The organism is Petralouisia sp. (assembly GCF_056822245.1).
In genome coordinates, this window is record NZ_JBQIOP010000017.1 from 52268 (window position 1) to 72209 (window position 19942).

A 19942-nucleotide genomic window follows, 5' to 3' on the forward strand; every position below is an offset into this window, starting at 1 on the left:
CATAATCCCTCCAGTCTGCTGATTTTACTTATCCAGCTTTACCTCTATCGGAACTTTTACTTATCCGGCTTTACCTCTATCGGAATATACCTCTCTTCACACCCCTCTGCCGCAACGGTAACCTCTATCATGCCTGCTTCTTCCCCGGCCCGAACCACAAACATCACATATCCGTCATAAGTCTCCCACTCTGAATCGTCATAACTTCCAAGGGATTTAGGGTCTGCGCTGCCCATTGCTTCTAATCTGCCTGCGCCTTTTACAGACACCGAAACCCTCTTTGATGCAGAAAGATTTTCTATTCCGGCACTGTCCGTTAATTTCACCGTAACGAAGGAGAGATCCTCACCGTCTGCACGCAGTTCTTTTTTATCTGCTTCTGCACAGATGTGTACTTCTTCTCCTGCCGTCGCAAGGGAAAATCTGCCGGTTTCTTTTCCATCCCGGTAGCTTACGGCTGTCAGTTCTCCCGGCTCATAAGGCACCTCAAAGGATGCGGTAAATTCATATTCCTCTCCTGCCGGCTTCCTTCCCAGGGAACGGCCGTTTAAGAAAAGCTCTGCTTCTTCTGCATCCGCATAGATATCCACCAATGCGGTTTTTCCTTCATACCCCGGCCAGGTCCAGCTTGCGATGTTATCCTTATACATCCAGGGGGTCTTAGAGCCTTTCATACCCATCCGGTTCATGCGCACCACTGCAAGATAGGGTTCTTTGCGGAGCCCGTACACTATTTCCCGCAGATAGCTGATGGGCCGGCGGTAACCCGTCAAATCCAAATCTCCGATATAGGCTGTCCGTTCCGGAAAGACACTGGAAAAATTCACAGAATCATCGTAGTGGAAAATGCCGCAGCCTGCCTCTCCCAGATAATCATACCCTGTCCAGGTGAAATCTCCCAGTACATGCGGATGCCGCTTTACAATTCCCCACAGCCTTACAATATCTGCCGGATAGGTTTCCGTACCCACAACTGTTTTATTGGGATGCAGCTCATGTTCCAGAACATGCCGTCCGGTCAGATAATTCAGCCCGATAATGTCACTGGAAGAGGAGCATCCTTCCAATGCCTCTGTCAGCAGCGGATGGGTTGCAAAATATTCCCCCCGTTCTCCTTCCATCAGGCTCATAAAACTGTTAAACCCGTTGCTGCCTTCCTGGTTTCCTTCTCCAGCCGCCTGCACAGGGCCGAATTTTTCCATAATTTCCTGCATCAGCGGTCTTAACCGGACTCCTGCAGACATCAGCCCGTTTTGCCCCATAGTGGTATAGCGGGTATGATCCAGTTCATGAATTTTATTGCACATACTGCGGTTTATGGCGGCTCCGGCTTCCGAACCGGCTTCTGAGATCTCATTTCCGGTGGAATACAAAGCTACGGAAGGATGATTGTAATCCTTTGCCACCATCCGTTCTGCCACTTCTTCCCAACATTCTTTAAAATGCAGGGCAAAATCATTGGGGTTTTTGTGGACCGTCCACATATCGCTGATTTCATCCATCACAAGCATTCCGTATTTGTCACATGCGTCCAGCATTGCTTTGCTCATAGGATGGTGGGAGCTTCGAACACTGTTAAAACCTGCCTCTTTCAATTGTCTGATTCTTCGTTCTTCCGCCTCTTTCCAGGTGTTTGCCCCTAAAATACCGTTGTCATGGTGAATACAGGTTCCCCGCAGCTTCACTTCTATTCCGTTTAAACGGAGCCCGTGGCCTGCATCCAGCAAAAGGGTGCGGATGCCGAAGTTTTCCTTCACCTCATCCAATGTTTCTCCCCCGCTGACAATCTGCACTCTGCACTGATATAATTCCGGGGTATCGCAGCTCCAGAGTTTAGGGTTTTTTATACAAATTATATGTCTGGACCTTTCTTCTGCTTCCGGATACATAACGACCATCTGGCGGTCACTGGCAACCAGGGTTCCGTCTTTTTCCAGAAATACTTCCACTTGTATTTTTTCCCTGATTCTGCTGATGCTTTTGATCCGCACCTCCGTCTCTATCACGGCAGACTCTTTCTCCTGGGCCAGAGTTGTAATTCTGACCCCGTCTGCAGGAATATGAATCCTGTCTCCGACCATCAGCTTCACATCACGGTAAATGCCGCTTCCCGTATACCAACGGCTGTTGGGCGTTCGGCTGTTACTGGCAATTACTTTTATCCTGTTTTCCTCCCCATAATTCAGCCAGGGATTCAGTTCCACATAAAATCCGGAATATCCATACAGACTGGCTGCCGCCAAAGCCCCGTTCACATAAACCATAGCTGTCTGATAAATTCCTTCAAATTCCAGAATCGCTTTCTTTTCCTTCCATTCCTCAGGAGCAAAAAAGGTTTTCTGATAAATATATTCTCCGCCGGGATAAAAGCCGGTTTGGGCGCCGCTTTCCACCTCAGAAGACCGCTCCTCATGAATCATCGCATCATAAGGAAGGTGCACCAGCTGTACGTCGTCCGTTCCCAGAAAAGCCGCTGCCGCCGCATTGCTTCCGCCTTTCATCACCTGCCAGTCCCGGTTAAAATTTTCCCTGATCATACAAGTTCTCCTTTCTGATGCTTTTCATCCCACTCTTTATTGGCCTTTTCCACCTTCATCAGATAAACTAAAATTGCCATTACTACGCCAAAAATCAAAGGCAGTACTGCATACATAAAGAAAATCATGTTTACTGCGCCGGAAGTCTGCACTGCCGCCGTACCGTCAAAACCACCCAGGGCCAACAGCCATCCCACAACCGCGCTTCCGATTCCGCCGCCTAGCTTCACTCCGATGGAAGAGCAGCTGAACATGACTCCGTCAATTCTCACCTTCTGCGTCCGCCATGTATAGTCACTGGTTTCTGCCACCAGTGCATTCAGGGTTCCTGTCAGGGGGCCGCCTGCCATATTACGGAAAAAAGTGGCAAACAGCATTAACGGAAGATTTCGGTTCAAAGCCCCTATGATAAACACACCGCCCATCAGAAGCGTGATCACTCTGGCATACAGATTGACTTTCCACATACTTCCGAATTTTTTCACAAGCAGCGGCGTCAGCGCCAGAATAATCATAACCGGAACCAGCTGGAATAAAGAAAAGGTTCCCAGAAGCGCAGGATCTTCCATATAATAAGTCATAAAATAAATTGCTGACCCCTGGCTGATTCCGCTGTAAATATAGTTTACCAGATATAGTCCAAGGATGATAATATAATAAGGGTTCTTCAATAACAATTTTAAAGATGTTCCAAAACTTACTTTTTCCTGGCTCTTTTCAGTTCCCGCTGTTTCCTGTTCCGGTTTCGTCTCCTCATCCGGCACTTCTTTTACCATAAGAACACAGAATGTATTTACTGCAAGGGCAATTAAGGCAAAAATCAAAGCCAGTGTACGCCATCCTTTTGCACCGCCGCCGAATTTTTCCACCAGGCCCATGGCATTGTAGGATACCACCAGCGTGGTAAAGGTTGCAAAAATAAAGCGGATAGAACCAAGCTGAACTCTTTCCTGTCCGTTCTTCGTAATCTTAGCCGCCAAAGCTGCATACGCGATACTGTTTGCTGTATAAAAAATCGCGTTGAAAGCGGTATAAAATACAAAGAAATAAACATACTGCATGGTCTGGTTCATGCTTGGAATGGAAAATACCAGAAACAGGCAGGCAGAAACTCCAAACTGTCCATACAGCATCCAGGGGCGGGCCTGTCCCATTTTGCTTCTGGTCTTATCCATCAATCCCCCAAAGAAAATATCTGACACTCCATCCAGTAATTTTGAAGCCATCATTAAAGTTCCGATTACTGCGCTGTTAAGCCCTACTGCATTGGTAAGATACAGCATAACAAAACTTGAAATCAGGGCATATCCGCAGTTGGACGCCATATCGCCGGAACCATAGGCAACTTTTTGATACCATTTTAAATACTTTTTTTCATTCATTTGTTTTCTCCTTTACTTTATTGGCGATAATGTATATACTTTATCTTAAGATAGATAAATTTTAGCAATATTCACCAAAAGCGACAATGTCACAAACGTCTATCTATGCACATTTTTAGTATCATATTTGTGAATAAGACTTAGAAAGGCTGCTATGAATGAAAAAGTAATACGTTCCGGAAAAACAAGCAATATTCTGGAAATCCATAACTCAGACAGTATCGTCAACGCTTACTACGATATGTCTGCGCCGATACAGCTGACCCTCGCCTACTGCAGCGGCCTTCAGGATGATAAAGACTTCTATAATGTAGTTTCTGTATCTCCCAATAAAGATTATTTCTATACCTCCCGCATTGTCTCAGATTTCCATAAGTTCAATGCCCGTCCGCTGCATCAGCACAGCTTTTTTGAGCTTTTGATTGTTTTAAAAGGAAGCATCATGCAAAAGCTGGAGGACAAAAAATACCTGTATCCTGCCGGCTCCTGCTGTCTGATCAACCAGAATATTCTTCATATTGAGAAATATATCGGAGAAGCCCAGCTTTTATTTATCGGTTTGTCTGTGAATTTTATCAAAGAGCTGTTGGAATCCCACCGGACTGCTTATTTTCAGAAAGAAGAAACCGCTTATGACAATTCCGTGTTCCAGTTTATGAATACCAATATTCAGTCAAAAAATGAAAAAAATTATCTGGACTTTCTTCCGGCCTTTCAAAACCGCAAGAACCTGGAAAAACTGTGGAAACTCTCCGATGCTTTGATCCACTCCATGATGTTTCCGAAGTTCGGTTCCACTTATATTATTAAAGGGGTAATCTGTGAGCTTTTTCAATATCTGGATACCAAACAATTCTATCATATCAGTACGGTCAGGCTTCATTCCAGTTCCGATCAGCTTTTGTTTTCCCGTATCGGACACCTGATGGAAGAAACAGACGGCCGCATGTCCAGATCTGCTCTGGAACATACCCTGTGCTACAGCGGGAATTATTTGAATGCCATTGTCCATAAATATACAGGTATGAACCTGCATGACTATGGCCTGACTTTTACGATGAAAAAAGCTGCGTCTCTTCTGACGGATACAGATAAATCTATATCTGCCATTGAAACGCAGCTTGGCTTTACGAACCGTACGCATTTTTATAAGATGTTCAAGAATAAATACGGCGTTACGCCGGGAAAATACCGGAGTCAGATGAAAGGAGTTCAAACTTAATTTTTCTATTCTTTTATAATTTTGCAATATATTTTCCCCTGTCAGCATCCGGAATTTTCAATGCCGCCATTGCCTGCTCTGCACTGCACTTCATGGTATCCATCAGATTCCGGATTGCTTCCAGTAATGTTTCCTGTTTTGTTTCCTGTCTTGTCTCCCGCTCCTGCTTTTCAAAATCTTCTTTCATAAGTTCCTTCAATGCATCACACATAGCTTTATCACACCTCCTGATTGCCTCATAAATCTCCCTATTCGCAGAAACACTGACCTGCAGGACTGCATCTGCATTATTCCTGTCTCCTGCCCCATCTTTCAGAAAATATTCCCTTACAGCCTTATACTAACATCAGGAATAAAAATTAGCAAGTTATTACTTCCCTTAAATTTCCGACAAACAAAAATCCTCTGCTGCAGCTGAAACTCTACCGCAGCAAAGGATTTGTTTCTACTTATAAAAATTCAAGAACAGACGCTATGGCAGGCCCTCCTCCCACACATAATGAAGCTGCGCCATATGTAATATTCTGCCGTTTTCCTTCATAGAGAAGGCTCACCAGAATACGTATGCCAGTGGCTCCCACGGGATGGCCAAGGGCAATGCCGGAGCCATTCAGGTTCACTTTCTCCCGGCTGAGCTTCAGTTCACGTTCACAGCCGATAAACTGAGCCGCAAAGGCTTCGTTGATCTCAAAGTATTCAATATCATCCAGTGTAAGGCCGGCATATTCCGCTGCTTTGGGCAGTGCATAGACAGGCCCAAGCCCCATGTAGGCAGGGTCTACGCCAAATGACGCCGTACCCACAATTTTTGCCATCGGCTTCACCTGATATTTTTCTGCCGCTTCCTTGCTCATCAGCAAAAGAGCTGCTGCACCGTCATTAATTCCGGAGGCATTTCCCGCTGTTACTGTTCCGTCTTTTTTAAATACAGCAGGAAGATTTCCAAGGGTTTCCAGACTGCTGTTTTTGGGATGCTCGTCCTTTTCTACTACCGTAACCCTTCCTTTTCGGTCTGTAATGGCTACAGGCACGATCTCATCCTTAAACTTACCTTCTGTCTGAGCTTTTAAAGCCCTTTGATGACTCATATAGGCTAATTCATCCTGTTCCTGACGTGTAATGCCGTATTTTTCCGCAATATTTTCTGCCGTTCTTCCCATATGATAATCACAAATTGCACAATTCAAACCATCGTAGGTGATGGTATCGATCAGCTTTTGATCCCCGGATCTGATACTGCGGGCATTCGTCAGCACATAGGCCGCATTGGACATGCTTTCCATCCCGATTGCCAGACCTACCTCTGTTTTCCCCAACATAATCTGCTGACTAAGCACCTCCATGGCGCGCATACCAGAACCGCATTGCTGATCAATGGTACAGGCATAACCGCTTTCCGGAAATCCGCATTTAATTTGAATCTGCCGGGCCGGATTTCCTTTCTGACCGCCCTTGTAAATCATTCCCGCAACAATTTCCTGTACACAGTCTTTTCCAACCCCTGCCCGTTTCATCACTTCTTCCGCAACAATACTCCCAAGCTCTACCACACCTAAAGGGGAAAGAGCCCCGCGAAAATCACCGATTGGCGTTCTCGCTGCCGATACAATATATACTTCTCTTGTTTCCATATAATTACCTCTCTTAGTATTTTCATTAAATTCCTGGTACTGCAGCGGACGTTTTATATTTGGATACGGACAGAATTGCCGGATTGCCTAATTTGCGCGTGAAAGGGCAATTCTGCAATTCCGTCCGTATTCAAATCTAAATTGTTCCCTCTTACCAAACATTATTTTTCTTGAAACGAAATACCCTCAATCATCTCTGCCGCCACATCATACGGAGTAATTTTATTTTCACTGTCAAAGACAATCTGCGCTTTCTGAACTATAATGTCTCTGGTAATGTCCATTACTTTTTCCAGTACTTCCGATTCAATTTCAATATGAATTCTTCTTCTGGCCTTTTCCTCTCTTCTGGCATATTCGTTGGGAACAACGGCTGCTATAGCCCCCATCAGCTCATTCATTCCCTTTCCTTCGCTTGCCACGGTATTGATAATCGGAGGACGTTCTTCCACAGGCATGTCTCCGAAAGAAAACTTCAATTGATTAGTAAAAAGCTCCGCATCCGGGTGATCTGATTTATTCACAATGAAAATGTTTCCGATTTCCTGTATGCCGGCTTTTGCCATCTGAATGGAATCGCCAAATCCCGGTACCAAAGCTACCAACGTCACATCTACAAAATTTGTGATTTCCGTCTCATCCTGCCCAACCCCTAGGCTTTCCACGAGAATCACGTCGAAATCAAATGTTTTGAACAAATACAACACCCGTTTCGTTCCTTCAGAAATTCCGCCGATACATCCTCTGCTGCCCAAACTGCGGATAAATACATTTGCATCTGTATTATGCGTTCCCATACGAACCCTGTCTCCAAGAACAGCGCCTCCGGAAAATGGAGAGCTTGGATCAACCGCAATCACGCCGACTTTTTTTCCCAGCTTTCGGTACTCTGTAATAATCTTGTCAGTTAATGTGGATTTACCGGCCCCTCCGGGACCGGTAATTCCAATAATAAGAGCGTGATCATTCATATTTTTATAGGCTTCATTCAATAATTCCTGCCAGCCTTTTCTGCGGTCTTCAATGACAGATATTCCCTGGGCAAAAGCTCTGCGATCTCCTGAAAGTATTTTATCCATTAACTGCTGCATCTTACTTTTTTCCATAGGCACCTCTTCATCCATCCACTGAACATGCTCAGTCCAATTTATCTTTCATATAATCCTGAATAAACTCCACAGTCTTTTCCGCCGGATATCCGGTGCCGAATGCGCCCAGAACACCCATAGCCTCCAACTGCTCTCTGTCACTGTCCGTAATAATTCCGCCGCAGATCACATGAATATCATTCTCTGCTCCCTGTTCTTTCAAACCATCCATCAGTTTCTTACAGATAATCACCAGACTGCCTGTTAAATCTGATACAGAAATAAAATCAACATTTTCGTTAATCGCTGCGTTTACAACGCCCTCTTCACTCTGAAAGCGTCCGGTATAAATCGTTTCCATTCCGGCATCACGGTATACCGTCATCATGGTAAGCGCGCCTCTTTCATGAATGTCACAGCCTACTTTTGCCACTAATATTCTAATTTTCCTCATGATAAGTACTCCTTTAATGCTTCTTTAACATAATCCGGGGTTGGCAGCATATTTAATGGATCGTAGCTGATATGATAGCCAAGGCGGACGATACCAACCATCTCACCCATAGTCATACCTTCTGCAATACCATCAATCATAGCTCTTGAAACGTTTCTGCCTTCCTTTGTATCCAGATATAACCTACGGAAACAATCATAAAGTTTTTCTGTATTTCTTGCGGCTTTAAACTCATTTAACTCCTGAATCTTATCGGTGCGCATCTGCTCTGTGGGAACCTTATACGCACAGTTTTCAATCTCTTTATTGATGGGCCCGGATTCTCCCTTAAAGGAATTGACGCCTATAATCAACCGTTTGCCTTCTGCTTTTTCCCTCTGAATCTTCAGACGGTTTTCTTCCATAACCGCATTGAGCCATCCGGTTTCCAGACATTCATAAACGCCGCCTCTTTCTTCGATTTCATCCAGGAACGCCTGACATTCTTTCTCAATCTTGTCTGTCATCCACTCCAAATAATAAGAACCGCCCAAGGGATCGGCTACCAGAGGCACATTCGCCTCATGGGTAATAATGTGCTGGGTATCCAGGTTGAACATTCTGGCTTCATAGGACGGAAGCCCTACGGCCTCGTCAATACTTGAGGCGTCAATGGAACCAACGCCGCCCAGAACACAGCTTAAAATCTGCAGGGTCACACGGGCTGCATTGTTCAAAGGCTTCTGCCACTGAAGGGATAATCCGGAAGTACGGATGCCAATCTTTAACATCATGGCTTTTTCAGTGGCTGCTCCCAGTTCATCTTTAGCAATATGCGCCCACATACGGCGGATTGCCCTGAATTTTGCAATGGTTTCGAAGAAATCAGATTCCGCATCCAGAGAACAGATCATGCTGCCAAAATCATCAATGGAAATGCCTCTCTCCTTTAAGTCCCGGATGGTCTGTCTTGCAACTGCTAAAACCATACCGATTTCCTGATATGCATTCATACCGCCCTGGCAGGGATCTACGCCGTTTGGCGCAATGGCTTTCCATTTCGGCGTATGCTTCATGGCATATTCAATATGGTCCAGGCAGACACGGCGGTTAATTTCTGTGGTCCAGTCAGGGGAAGCATACACAAGCTTTGCACGAATTGGATCAGCAATTCCATTTCCTTTCAGTTTGGAAACATCCAGTCCTCTTTTCTCCATCATGGCAACAATCATGCCATGGAAGAAAATAGAGCAGGAAACATTCTGATGTGCCAGTTCAAATGTCACGCCTTCCAGTGGAATTCCTTCCAGCATTTTTTCATAAACATTAATCGCATAAGTTGACATTCCTCCGCACATCATGCTGTTCCAGGAAGCCGGATGATCCGGATCAATTCCTGACTGAATGGGTAAATCAGAAAGGAGACGAAGATCGTTCATTCCATTCTTTATGTAATCGCAAAATGCTTCATTTGTTTCTTCCGGCGTCGCATAGCTTACAATAAATGACTTCAGCCATAAACGGTTTCTGTACATTTCTTTATAAAGACCCCGGGTAAACGGAAAACTTCCCGGATCGCCCAGCGCCTCCTCATACCGATCCTCTGCAATATCCTCTGGTCTGTAAATGGTTTTTACTTTAATATGACTTTGTGTTGCGTCGCGAACCAATCCATCCGCATCACGGTCAAGATTAATTTCTTCTTTCCGGCTCTCAGCCATATGCTACCTCCTTATAAAACTGCTGTTCGTTTTCTGTTTAAAATTTAGTCTGATACAATTTTTCAAATTCATCCTTCAGCTGTTCTCTGAAATCCGGGTGAGCGATATTGATCAATGCTCTGGATCTCTGTTTCAAAGTCTTGCCTTTCAGATGTGCGATACCATATTCTGTTACTACGTAATTTACATCGTTTCTGGAAGTGGTAACGGCTGCGCCATGATCTAAGAAGGGAACAATCTTGGAAATCTTTCCGCCTGCCGCTGTGGATGTGCAGGCAATAATGGATTTTCCGCCCGGACACATGGTTGCTCCGCGTACAAAGTCTACCTGGCCGCCAACGCCGCTGATCTGTCTTGGTCCGACACTTTCTGCGCAAACCTGACCAAAGAAGTCCACCTGAACACAGGAATTTACAGAAATCACTTTATTATTTTTGGAAATGACTCTGGGGTCATTGACATAAGTAATGGGAGCCATATATACGCTTGGGTTATCATCCATAAAATCATATAATCTCTGAGTACCCATAGCAAAAGCTGCAACCAGAAGTCCTTCATTTAAACCTTTTTTCCTGCCGTTTAAAACGCCCTGCTCTACCAACGGAACAATGCTGTCGGAAAGCATTTCACTGTGAAGTCCCAGATCTTTCTTTTTATCCATAAATAAAAGTACGGAATCCGGAATTGCGCCGATGCCTAACTGCAGGGTACAGCCATCTTCTACGAGGGAAGCGCAGTGCTCGCCAATTGCTTTTTCCACGTCTGTGATCTTGGTGGGCGGAAGCTCAATCAGGGGCCTGTCTGTTTCCACAATATAGTCAATATCAGAAATGTGGACGAAACAATCTCCATGAGAACGGGGACACTGGGCATTTGCCTCAACAATTATCATTTTTGCTGTTTCTACCGCATGTTTTGCATAGTCAACAGACAATCCCAGGCTGACATATCCATGTTTATCCGGTCTTGAGGTTTGAACAACGGCTACGTCCACCGGCAGAGGGCCGTCAAAAAAGGTTGGCATTTCATAGAAAAATCCAGGAGTAAAATCGCCTCTCGGGCCGTTAATTGCATCTCTTGTCTTTCCGCCGGCACAGAATGTATTATGTCTGAAATGCTTTGAATTCTCCGGCAGACAGTATTCAGCTTTTCCAAGGGGAATGTAATGAACGATTTCCACATTCTCATACTGCTCTTTGTTTCCCACCAGGGCGTCGGTAATCGTTGTAGCTTCGCCGGCAGCGTGGGAAAACACCAGACGATCTCCAGATTTAACATGCTTTACCGCTTCTTCTGCCGTCACACATTTCTGACGGTATTCATCTCTCCAATTCATAGTTATGACCTCCTTTATTTTCACTTACGAATGTAAAATAATCTTTGTATCTCAATAGTAAAACAGAATATTTACTGTGTCTAATTCCTTATAATCATCATAAACTATACCTGATGTTATAGATTACTCCGTTCTCAGATCTGCCGAATTTAAAAAATTTATTTCTCTATCCCCAGTCTTTCCGGAATTCCCTGGTCAAAGGGGTGCTTTTCTTTGCTGATCCTGGAAACATAGTCGGCAGCATTCAGCAATGCTTCACTGGGATGGTAACCGTTGAGCGCCACTTCCAGTTTCTCTGGGCGGTTCTTCAGAAAATCCAGGAGACGTTCTTCTGACAGCATTCCGTAATTCACCGCATGAAGCCCTTCATCCAGAAACAGAAGATCATACTCTTCTTTCACAGCTTTCCTGCAAATATCTTCAAAAGCATTTTCATAAAAATCCCGGGCTTTGGCCTTTTCCTGTTCCGTCATCTGAAATACAAACTTTGCGCTGTCCAGGCCGTCCATCACTGTAATATTGGGCAGGTTCCTCAAAATATTCAGCTCACTGGAATCATTTTTCTTTAAAAACTGAAACACCAAAACTTTCATGCCTGCTCCCGCCGCGCGGATACACAGACCCACCCCGCAGGTAGTTTTCCCTTTGCCGTCACCGTGATAAATATGCACGAGTCCTTTCTGCATGGCTCTTTTCCTCTCCTCCTCGCCGTATGATTAGTATAAAAAAATGTAATTATTTGCAAAAAAAAACGGGCGGTCGGGAAATGCAATTTTCCACAATATATCCTGTGATTCTTTGGGTATCACAATCATATATTGTGTGTAAATTTCATTTTCCGACGGCCCCCTTCTTACAGAACGAATTTTAATACTCATCCAGAACAAAACGGCTGATTACCATTTTGTTGATCTCTGATGTTCCCTCGCCGATGGTCATCATCTTAACGTCACGGTAGAAACGCTCCACATCATATTCTTCACTGATTCCATTGGCGCCCAGAATCTGTATTGCATCGCGGCATACTTCATCCGCCATTTCTGTGGCATATAATTTACACATAGCTGCTTCTCTTGAGAAAGGCAGTCCGGCGTCTGCAAGTTTGGCAACGTTATAGCACATGCAGCGGGCAATTTCCACTTTCTGCGCCATCTCTGCGATTTTAAAGGAAACTCCCTGGAATGCTGTAATCGGCTTTCCGAATGCAAATCTTTCTTTTGCATATCTTACGGCACGCTCCAAAGCGCCCTGCGCGCCTCCGATACTAAAAGCAGAAACCATAACGCGGCCTTCATCCAGTCCTTCCAGGAAAATAGGAAGTCCCCGGTGCAGTTCGCCAACCAGATTTTCCTTGGGCACCCGGCAGTCGCTGAAGAAAAGCTGACCTGTTGAGGAGGCTCTCACGGACATTTTTACTTCTTTTGCACCTACCTCAAATCCCGGCGCGTCACTGGGAACAAGAATCAGGCTGATACCCTTGCTGCCTTTTGCCTCACGGTCTGTTTTGCAGGCAACCAGATAATATTTTGCATCGCCCGCATTTGTGATCCAGCTCTTAGAACCATTAATCACCCATTCGTCTCCCTCTAAAACTGCATGGGTGATGGTTCCGCCTGCATCAGATCCGGACTGGGGCTCTGTCAATGCAAAGGAAAGAATATTTTTTCCTTCCACTGCGCCGGGAAGTATCATCTGTTTCTGCTCTTCTGTGGCATGACGAATCAAAGGACCCATTCCGATATCTATATGCGACTGCACAGAAATAGCAAGGGAGCAGCTGTTTCTGGCAAGCTCTTCCAATACGAGCACACCGGATAACACGCCCATGCCCAGTCCGCCGTACTCTTCCGGCACACGAGTTCCAAGCAGGCCCAGCTCTCCAAGTTTTTCAAACATTCCTTCCGGAAATTCATGGTTGCGATCCATTTCCAGAGCAATTGGAGCAATCTCTTTATCAGAAAACTCTCGTGCAAGATCTCTGACGTCACGCAAATCTTCATCTAACATAAAATCTGCAAATTTGTTCATTTTAAACCTCCTCTTTTCATTTTACTGACAAATCTCAGTTTGCCTTTCATTTATTTGTACAATATAATTTTAACACGTCATTTCGCCCCTTGTATAATTCCTATTTTTTATAGAATTCCATACCTGACTGCATAAAATCATGCTCTGCCGCTGCAATTTTATATACCGCAGCTATTTGTTCGACCGTCTCCAGATCTTCATTTTCTCTGCTTCCTTCACCAGTTCCTCTCTGAACTCAGGATGCGCGATGGAAATCAACGCCTCTGCCTTCTGCCATACAGAAAGGCCCTTGACATTCACCTTGCCGTACTCTGTGACTACATAATGGACATTGGCGCGGGTATCGGTAACAATAGAACCATGCTCCAGCGTGGGCCGGATACGGGACTTAAGCGTTCCGTCTTTTCCTTTAAACGTAGAGGAAAGGCAGATAAAGCTCTTGCCTCCATTGGAGAGATAGGCGCCAAGGACAAAATCCTGCTGCCCGCCTGCGCCGCTGATATGCTTGATCCCTGCGGATTCTGCATTCACCTGGCCAAAAAGATCGATATCCACCGCATTGTTAATAGAAATAAAGTGATCCAGTGCGGCAATGGAACGAATATCATTGGTGTAATCCACCGGAGCGCTCATAAGCTCAGGATTCTCATCCATATAATCATACATTTTTTTCGTACCAGCGCCAAAGGCATAGACCTGCCGGCCCCGGTCAATGCTTTTTTTCATTCCATTAATCTTGCCGGCGCGGGCGATATCCACAAAGGCGTCCACATACATCTCTGTATGTACTCCAAGGTCTTTTAAATCAGATTCTGCGATCAGGGCTCCAACGGCATTGGGCATCCCTCCAATGCCAAGCTGCAGACAAGCCCCGTTGGGAATTTCTTCTACAATCAGATTTGCAACTGCCTGATCCACCTCTGTTGCGGTTCCTGCACCCAGCTCGCTGATGGGCGGATTCTCTCCCTCTACGATATAAGTAACGTCAGAAATATGCACGCCGCATTCCGTTCCTCCCAAGCAGCGGGGCATATTCTGATTAACCTCCACTATCACGTGTTTTGCTCTTTCACACATTGCGCCAAGATGAGAAGCGTTGGGCCCGAAATTGAAAAATCCATGTTCATCCATCGGCGCTGCCTGGAACATTGCCACATCCTCCGAACGTTCAAATTCACGGTAGTAGCGGGGCAGCTCAGAGTAGCGAAGCGGTGCATAATAGGCATAACCCCGGGCAGCCATCTTACGTTCAATGCCGGACATATGCCAGGAATTCCAGGTGAAATGCTCTCCTGCATCCTCACGCTCAAAAATTGCCAAAGGCTTCAGCAAAATGCCGCCCCTAAGATTAACATCTGTCAGTTGGTCTGTACGTTTTGCCAGCGCTCGGTCCAGAGCGTCCACTGTATTCACGCACTATCCATAATCCACCCAGTCTCCGGATTGAATCAGCTCCACTGCCTGTTTGGCAGATACAAGCTTCTGTCTGTACTCCTTTAAATAATCCATGAAAATCCCTCCTTGATATGATTAATATTTATTAAATACATAATATTGCGGAATTGGTTCTTTCAATTTTTTTCTGTTATAATAAGATAGGTTTTTACATAATTTATAGTTGCGAGGTAAATGAAAACGATGAAAAAAATTCCGGTTCTCAATTCAATGACAAAAACAAGAAATACCCCTTATCTGAAAAACTATACTTTAAATTACACCAACACCTCAGGAAATGAAAAAATTTATGAAATGGTCAGCAACTTTGATCATGAATCTCCCGAAGATATCGGAACCCGGATTTCCGGTGTGGCTGTGGCAGGGCGACACAGGGATCAGATTCTTTTATGTAAAGAATTCCGCATGGGTGTGAATCAATTCGTCTACAACCTGCCGGCAGGCCATATAGAACAGGGGGAAGATGCACAAGACTGCGCCAGAAGAGAGCTTTACGAGGAAACCGGCCTTTCCATCACTAAAATTCTGCCCGTTCTCCCTCCTTCTTTTGCCGCCCCGGATTTCAGCGATGTTTTGTCCTTTACGGTATTTGCAGAGGTGGATGGAGAATTTTCCGACCATACCGGAGCTGATGAATGGATTGAACCTGGCTTTTACACCAGAGAACAGGCCGCAGAGCTGTTAAAAACATCTCCGTTTACCATAAGGGCCCAGTTAATCACCTATTCCTTTATTCATGAAACAAACTCATACTTCTGAAAGAAAATGGGGCTGTCTGGGAAATTCGATTCCCGGCAGCCCCATTTCTGTCATGTTATCATTTTATATTCAGCAGGATCAATCTTACCCTCTCAATAAATTCGGCAGGAACAATACGATAGACTCAAAATTTGAAAGGATTAAAACAACCAAAATTGCAATGCCAATCAGCACAAACAAATGCTTGTTGATTACAAAGCCGACCGGCTTATTCCGCAGCCTTGCAGCCACGTAAAGATTCAGTCCCAACGGGGGCGTTACAAAACCTATCGCCAGGTTTACGCACATGATAACGCCGAATGCCACCAGGTCAATTCCAAACTGATTGCACAGAGGAACCAGCATTGGGGTAACAATCAAAATTGACGCACAGGTCTCCATAAATGTACCAATCACTAACAGTAAAATATTTACCAGCAGTAAGAATACGTATTTGTTTGTTGTTACAGATGTAATTGCCTCTGCAATATGCAGCGGAATCTGCTGCCTTGTCATAACATAGCCGTATCCTGTTGCCGCCGCAACAATAAGCATAATGTAAGCGCCGCTGACAGAGCTTTCTTTTAAAACTGTATAGAATTTCTTAAAATCCAGCTCCCGGTATATTACAAATCCAACAACAATACCATATACAGAAGCCACTGCTGCAGCTTCCGTGGGAGTGAAGATTCCTCCGTAGATACCTCCAAGAATAATAACCGGCATCAGAAGTCCCCAAACTGCATCTTTAAATGTTACCCATACTCTTTTCGCTTCAAACTTATTCTGGGATTTTACATGCTTTTTCCCATAAAAGAAACAGTAAGTAGAAAATAATAATGTCAATAATACGCCTGGCAGAATACCTCCGGTAAAAACATCCGCAATTGACGCACCGGAAGTATTTCCGTAAACCACCATGGGAATACTGGGGGGAATGATGGAACCCAGGATACCTCCCACAGCAATGGCCGCCAACGCAAATCTTTCCTCGTAGCCTTCCTCAATCATCGCCGGAACCATAATGCTTCCGATCGCAACTACTGTTGCCGTTGCAGAACCGGAAATGGCGCCGAAAAACATACATACCAGAAAGGACACAATAGCCAGACCTCCCGGAAGCCAGCTGAACAGTGAGCCCAGGAAATCACAAAGCCTTTTGGATACGCCCGTTTTTGCCATCAGGCCGCCGCAGAGAATAAACAACGGGATAGCCATCAGAGAAAATACATCACAACCTGTATAGAATTTCTGGGCGATAGACTCCAAAGGCACGTTGGTGTATACCATTAATGGAATCAGAGAGCCCAGTGTAAGAGCCATGGCAATCGGAACTCCCAAAAAAGCGCATGCAAAGAAGATAACAAATATCATTACGGTACATCCATCCATTTATTCTGCCACCTCCTCTTTTGTCTCTTCATCCTTACCCATAATATCTTTTACCATATTCTTAATCTGTTCCACAATTGATAATCCAAAACCAATGGGCAATGAAATATACACTGTGTAAAATGGAACTTTCATCAATGGGGTCAGCTGAATGTTCCCCTGCATACTGCTCCATACCCAGCTGCCTGTCAGATAAAACAGCCAGGCAAATACTCCCAGCGTGATAAAGGATACCACAATATTTAATACCTTCTGAATGCCTTTGGGCAGCATCTGAACCAAAACATCCACACCTACATGCGCTTTCTCTCTTGTTGCAACCGCCACGCCCACATAGATGCACCATATCATAAGATACCTGGATAGCTCATCACTGATAGAAAACGGAACTCCGGCGCTCCGCAGTATTACTGCTATAAAAACGATAAAACACATAGCAAGCAGAGCAATCGCCGCAATCACTTCTTCCGCAGTACAGATAACCTTATCAAATACTTTTAAACATTTCATCAATTAATTTCCTTTCCGCTATGGACAAGACGGCATTATTTTGCCGGGTCCATATCCTTAATCTTCTGATAGATTTCAGGATCGATTAATTTTCCATCGCCTACATATGCTTCCTCAATGGCCGGAACCATAGCTTCTTTCCACTCGTCCGCATCAATTTCAACGATTTCACAGCCTGTCTCTTTAATCTTTTTAAGCATCTCTTCATTGTATTTCTGAGATTCTGCTCTCTGCCAGTCTCTTGCTTCTGCCGCTGCTTCTCTGACTGCTTTCTGCAAATCTTCATCCAGGCTGTCATAAACAACTTTACTCATCAGCAACGGAGCTGCTGCATAGAAATGATTGGTTGCTGCAATATAAGACTGAACCTGATCGATGTTGTTAGAGCCAATAACAGCCGGTGTAAGGCCTGTAGCGTTCAAAGTACCGTTCTGAAGGGCCGTGTATACTTCGGAAAATGCCATTGCAATACCGTTTGCACCCAGATTATTGTAAGCGTCTACCTGCATCTGGCTCTCCAGAGAACGAATCTTAACGCCCTTCATATCTGCCGGATGTTCCACTTTAGAATCACAGGAGATATAGTAGAACCCATTTTCCAAAAGCTCAAGACCAATCAAATCATAGTTTTCCAGGTTGTCCAACATAGTTCTGCCGATTTCGCTGTCCAGTACGCTGTAGGCATGTTCCGTATTGCTGAAAATATACGGGAAATCAAAAACCTCGAAATCATGTGTAAAATTGGAAAGGGGCGCAGCGGAAACCAATGTGAAATCCACAGAACCCATCTGAAGGGCTTCTACAACATCACGTTCATTTCCAAGCTGAGCGCTTGGGTAAACCTCAAGTGAAATTCTTCCTCCGGATTTCTCATTCATCAGTTCACCAAACTTCACGCATCCTGTGTAATAGGGATGATCCGTGGGAAGGTTTACGCCGCACGTCCAGTTATATTCTGCTTCGCCGCTTCCTGATTTCTTTGATTCGTCTGAGCCTGAAGATGTCTCTGTGCCTGTTGTGTTTTCCTTTTCACTGGAATCCTTGGATGGGCCGCCGCATCCGCTTAACAGTCCTGCTGCCAGGACACCTGACAAAATCATTGCTCCGATCTTCTTAATCTTCATAACTTGACCTCCTTATTGAAAAATTAATTTAAATGGATTATACTGATAATTATATTAGAAAACCCACCCCTTGTATAATTGCAATAAATCATAGATTTTATGATTAATCCTCATGGTAAATTTCAATTTTATCCTGTTTGGGCATGTTCCGGGCAGTTTCAGGGAATAACTGATATTATAAGAAAAGACGGAAGAGTTATCCACGGCTTCCCGACAAAAACAGACATATATTGACAGTTGCTAACTTAAATTGTTTCTTTTATAATGAATCATAATTTTAATAACTAATACTCATAGTTCCGCTTATTCAATCTGCTGCAATTTGATATTTACATTTATCCTAAAGGAAACGGAGGTTACTATGTACACACTTAATTGGAAACAGTTGGAATATTTTATTACCCTTGCTGAAATTCAGAATTATACAAAAGCTGCATCGGTTCTGAATATTACGCAGCCTGCTCTCAGCCGTGCCATCAATAATCTGGAACAAAGCATTGGTATTCCGCTTTTTGAAAAAAGCGGGCGGGGAGTTAAATTAAATTTTTACGGACATGTCTTATTTCAGCATCTGCGCATTGCGCGTGATAAAATATACGAAGGAGAACGAGAAGTCCGTTCTCTTATTTCCTCTGATAAAGGACATATTTCTGTTGGTTCTCTGTATACTCTGGGTATTAACTTTCTTCCTCTGCTTCTGCGGGATTTCAATCAGGAATATCCTCAGATTACTTTTTCTTTGTATCAGCACCCAACGCGCATTTTGTTAGAGCAGCTGAATAATAACGAGATAGATATTTGTTTCTGTACAGACTTTGACAAAGATACCATCTCGGATCATTTGATGAAAACCGTTATTTCCACGGAACCTCTTTACATGTTAGTGCCCCGCACCCATCCCATGGCGGGGAAGAAATCTGCCAACCTGTATGATTTTAAAGACGACACTTTTATTCTCTTTAATAATCTCACTTTATTCCACAATGAATCCCTGAACCTTTTTTCCAAGGCCGGATTCTCTCCGCGCATTGCCTATGAGGCCAATGAGGATTCGACTGTAGCCGGATTCGTTGCCGCTGAACTGGGTGTCGCACTGATTCCTCCCATCTACGGTGTAAATATGGAGCGATGCGTTCCTATCGCCCTCAACGATCCGGATGCATTCCGCACCCTTTGCATGATATATAAACCAGAAAATGAATCCATTCCGGTTGTCAACAAATTTCACAACTATGTGATATCCTGGCTTGCAGAAAACAGAGATAAAATTGCCCCCAACTATTATAAATAAATGCCAGGGATTCATTTTTTCATAACTGCAGTAACATATTTCTATTTGCATTTT

The 19942-nt window shown here is 44.3% G+C and carries 16 protein-coding genes and 1 pseudogene; 3 read left to right on the forward strand and 14 right to left on the reverse strand.

From position 1 onward, the window contains the following. Window positions 1-56: 56 nt before the first annotated feature. Window positions 57-2537, reverse strand: coding sequence for a glycoside hydrolase family 2 protein (locus ACTO17_RS08590; protein WP_482557637.1), 2481 nt, complete (start codon window positions 2535-2537; stop codon window positions 57-59). After that, window positions 2534-3919: an MFS transporter gene (locus ACTO17_RS08595; protein ID WP_172536686.1), complete on the reverse strand. Its 1386-nt coding sequence runs from the start codon at window positions 3917-3919 to the stop codon at window positions 2534-2536. The genes ACTO17_RS08590 and ACTO17_RS08595 overlap by 4 nt, the downstream gene beginning before the upstream one ends. A gap of 154 nt (window positions 3920-4073) precedes the next feature. On the opposite strand from ACTO17_RS08595, the gene ACTO17_RS08600 reads away from it, so the two are divergent. Continuing rightward, window positions 4074-5141 carry a helix-turn-helix domain-containing protein gene (locus ACTO17_RS08600; protein ID WP_172536685.1) on the forward strand — a complete coding sequence of 356 codons (1068 nt, stop codon included), beginning with the start codon at window positions 4074-4076 and terminating at the stop codon, window positions 5139-5141. Window positions 5142-5154: 13 nt separating this feature from the next. On the opposite strand, the gene ACTO17_RS08605 is transcribed toward ACTO17_RS08600, so the two are convergent. The 9 genes and pseudogenes from ACTO17_RS08605 to ACTO17_RS08645 form a co-directional block, all read right to left on the reverse strand. Beyond that, window positions 5155-5352 (reverse strand): hypothetical protein, encoded by a 198-nt coding sequence (locus tag ACTO17_RS08605; RefSeq protein ID WP_482557638.1) that lies wholly within the window; start codon window positions 5350-5352, stop codon window positions 5155-5157. 238 nt (window positions 5353-5590) lie between these two features. Beyond that, entirely contained in the window at window positions 5591-6772 is a 1182-nt protein-coding gene (locus tag ACTO17_RS08610) for a thiolase family protein (RefSeq protein ID WP_482557639.1), read from the reverse strand. Between the two features lie 161 nt (window positions 6773-6933). Next, the gene (gene meaB / locus ACTO17_RS08615; protein WP_482557640.1) at window positions 6934-7878 is read right to left on the reverse strand and encodes a methylmalonyl Co-A mutase-associated GTPase MeaB; all 945 of its coding nucleotides are present in this window, start codon (window positions 7876-7878) and stop codon (window positions 6934-6936) included. A 31-nt stretch (window positions 7879-7909) separates the two neighbouring features. Then, window positions 7910-8314 (reverse strand): cobalamin-dependent protein, encoded by a 405-nt coding sequence (locus ACTO17_RS08620; RefSeq protein ID WP_172536681.1) that lies wholly within the window; start codon window positions 8312-8314, stop codon window positions 7910-7912. After that, window positions 8311-10014 carry a methylmalonyl-CoA mutase family protein gene (locus ACTO17_RS08625; RefSeq protein WP_482557641.1) on the reverse strand — a complete coding sequence of 568 codons (1704 nt, stop codon included), beginning with the start codon at window positions 10012-10014 and terminating at the stop codon, window positions 8311-8313. Before ACTO17_RS08625 ends, ACTO17_RS08620 begins: the two co-directional genes overlap by 4 nt. Window positions 10015-10051: 37 nt before the next feature. Next, window positions 10052-11350, reverse strand: coding sequence for an acetyl-CoA hydrolase/transferase family protein (locus ACTO17_RS08630; protein WP_482557642.1), 1299 nt, complete (start codon window positions 11348-11350; stop codon window positions 10052-10054). Window positions 11351-11508: 158 nt separating this feature from the next. Beyond that, complete coding sequence (locus ACTO17_RS08635) at window positions 11509-12036, reverse strand: cob(I)yrinic acid a,c-diamide adenosyltransferase (protein WP_172539111.1); 528 nt, start codon at window positions 12034-12036, stop codon at window positions 11509-11511. Window positions 12037-12217: 181 nt separating this feature from the next. Next, window positions 12218-13378 carry an acyl-CoA dehydrogenase family protein gene (locus tag ACTO17_RS08640; protein WP_172539110.1) on the reverse strand — a complete coding sequence of 387 codons (1161 nt, stop codon included), beginning with the start codon at window positions 13376-13378 and terminating at the stop codon, window positions 12218-12220. A gap of 171 nt (window positions 13379-13549) precedes the next feature. Next, window positions 13550-14887: pseudogene (locus ACTO17_RS08645) on the reverse strand (butyryl-CoA:acetate CoA-transferase). 156 nt (window positions 14888-15043) lie between these two features. Here ACTO17_RS08645 and ACTO17_RS08650 point away from each other — a divergent pair. Next, window positions 15044-15592, forward strand: a complete 549-nt coding sequence (locus ACTO17_RS08650) for an NUDIX hydrolase (RefSeq protein ID WP_482557643.1) — start codon at window positions 15044-15046, stop codon at window positions 15590-15592. 84 nt (window positions 15593-15676) lie between these two features. On the opposite strand, the gene ACTO17_RS08655 is transcribed toward ACTO17_RS08650, so the two are convergent. From ACTO17_RS08655 to ACTO17_RS08665, 3 genes are read right to left on the reverse strand one after another with little or no spacing between them, the layout of a single operon-like run. After that, window positions 15677-16963: a TRAP transporter large permease gene (locus tag ACTO17_RS08655; protein ID WP_482557644.1), complete on the reverse strand. Its 1287-nt coding sequence runs from the start codon at window positions 16961-16963 to the stop codon at window positions 15677-15679. Then, window positions 16964-17473 (reverse strand): TRAP transporter small permease, encoded by a 510-nt coding sequence (locus ACTO17_RS08660; protein WP_172539488.1) that lies wholly within the window; start codon window positions 17471-17473, stop codon window positions 16964-16966. A gap of 35 nt (window positions 17474-17508) precedes the next feature. Further along, window positions 17509-18597 carry a TRAP transporter substrate-binding protein gene (locus ACTO17_RS08665; protein ID WP_482557645.1) on the reverse strand — a complete coding sequence of 363 codons (1089 nt, stop codon included), beginning with the start codon at window positions 18595-18597 and terminating at the stop codon, window positions 17509-17511. Between the two features lie 361 nt (window positions 18598-18958). Between ACTO17_RS08665 and ACTO17_RS08670 the strand changes: the two genes are divergently transcribed. After that, on the forward strand, window positions 18959-19888 hold the full coding sequence (locus ACTO17_RS08670; RefSeq protein WP_172539486.1) for a LysR family transcriptional regulator: 930 nt from the start codon (window positions 18959-18961) through the stop codon (window positions 19886-19888). Window positions 19889-19942 lie beyond the last annotated feature (54 nt).

Bases quoted from the DNA above. Each gene is read 5' to 3' on its own strand.
- ACTO17_RS08635 (WP_172539111.1), bottom strand. From the start codon at position 12,036: ATGCAGAAAGGACTCGTGCATATTTATCACGGTGACGGCAAAGGGAAA.
- ACTO17_RS08630 (WP_482557642.1), bottom strand. From the start codon at position 11,350: ATGAATTGGAGAGATGAATACCGTCAGAAATGTGTGACGGCAGAAGAA.
- ACTO17_RS08590 (WP_482557637.1), bottom strand. From the start codon at position 2,537: ATGATCAGGGAAAATTTTAACCGGGACTGGCAGGTGATGAAAGGCGGA.
- ACTO17_RS08625 (WP_482557641.1), bottom strand. From the start codon at position 10,014: ATGGCTGAGAGCCGGAAAGAAGAAATTAATCTTGACCGTGATGCGGAT.
- ACTO17_RS08620 (WP_172536681.1), bottom strand. From the start codon at position 8,314: ATGAGGAAAATTAGAATATTAGTGGCAAAAGTAGGCTGTGACATTCAT.
- ACTO17_RS08605 (WP_482557638.1), bottom strand. From the start codon at position 5,352: ATGTGTGATGCATTGAAGGAACTTATGAAAGAAGATTTTGAAAAGCAG.
- ACTO17_RS08650 (WP_482557643.1), top strand. From the start codon at position 15,044: ATGACAAAAACAAGAAATACCCCTTATCTGAAAAACTATACTTTAAAT.
- meaB (WP_482557640.1), bottom strand. From the start codon at position 7,878: ATGGAAAAAAGTAAGATGCAGCAGTTAATGGATAAAATACTTTCAGGA.
- ACTO17_RS08610 (WP_482557639.1), bottom strand. From the start codon at position 6,772: ATGGAAACAAGAGAAGTATATATTGTATCGGCAGCGAGAACGCCAATC.
- ACTO17_RS08665 (WP_482557645.1), bottom strand. From the start codon at position 18,597: ATGAAGATTAAGAAGATCGGAGCAATGATTTTGTCAGGTGTCCTGGCA.
- ACTO17_RS08640 (WP_172539110.1), bottom strand. From the start codon at position 13,378: ATGAACAAATTTGCAGATTTTATGTTAGATGAAGATTTGCGTGACGTC.
- ACTO17_RS08600 (WP_172536685.1), top strand. From the start codon at position 4,074: ATGAATGAAAAAGTAATACGTTCCGGAAAAACAAGCAATATTCTGGAA.
- ACTO17_RS08660 (WP_172539488.1), bottom strand. From the start codon at position 17,473: ATGAAATGTTTAAAAGTATTTGATAAGGTTATCTGTACTGCGGAAGAA.
- ACTO17_RS08670 (WP_172539486.1), top strand. From the start codon at position 18,959: ATGTACACACTTAATTGGAAACAGTTGGAATATTTTATTACCCTTGCT.
- ACTO17_RS08655 (WP_482557644.1), bottom strand. From the start codon at position 16,963: ATGGATGGATGTACCGTAATGATATTTGTTATCTTCTTTGCATGCGCT.
- ACTO17_RS08595 (WP_172536686.1), bottom strand. From the start codon at position 3,919: ATGAATGAAAAAAAGTATTTAAAATGGTATCAAAAAGTTGCCTATGGT.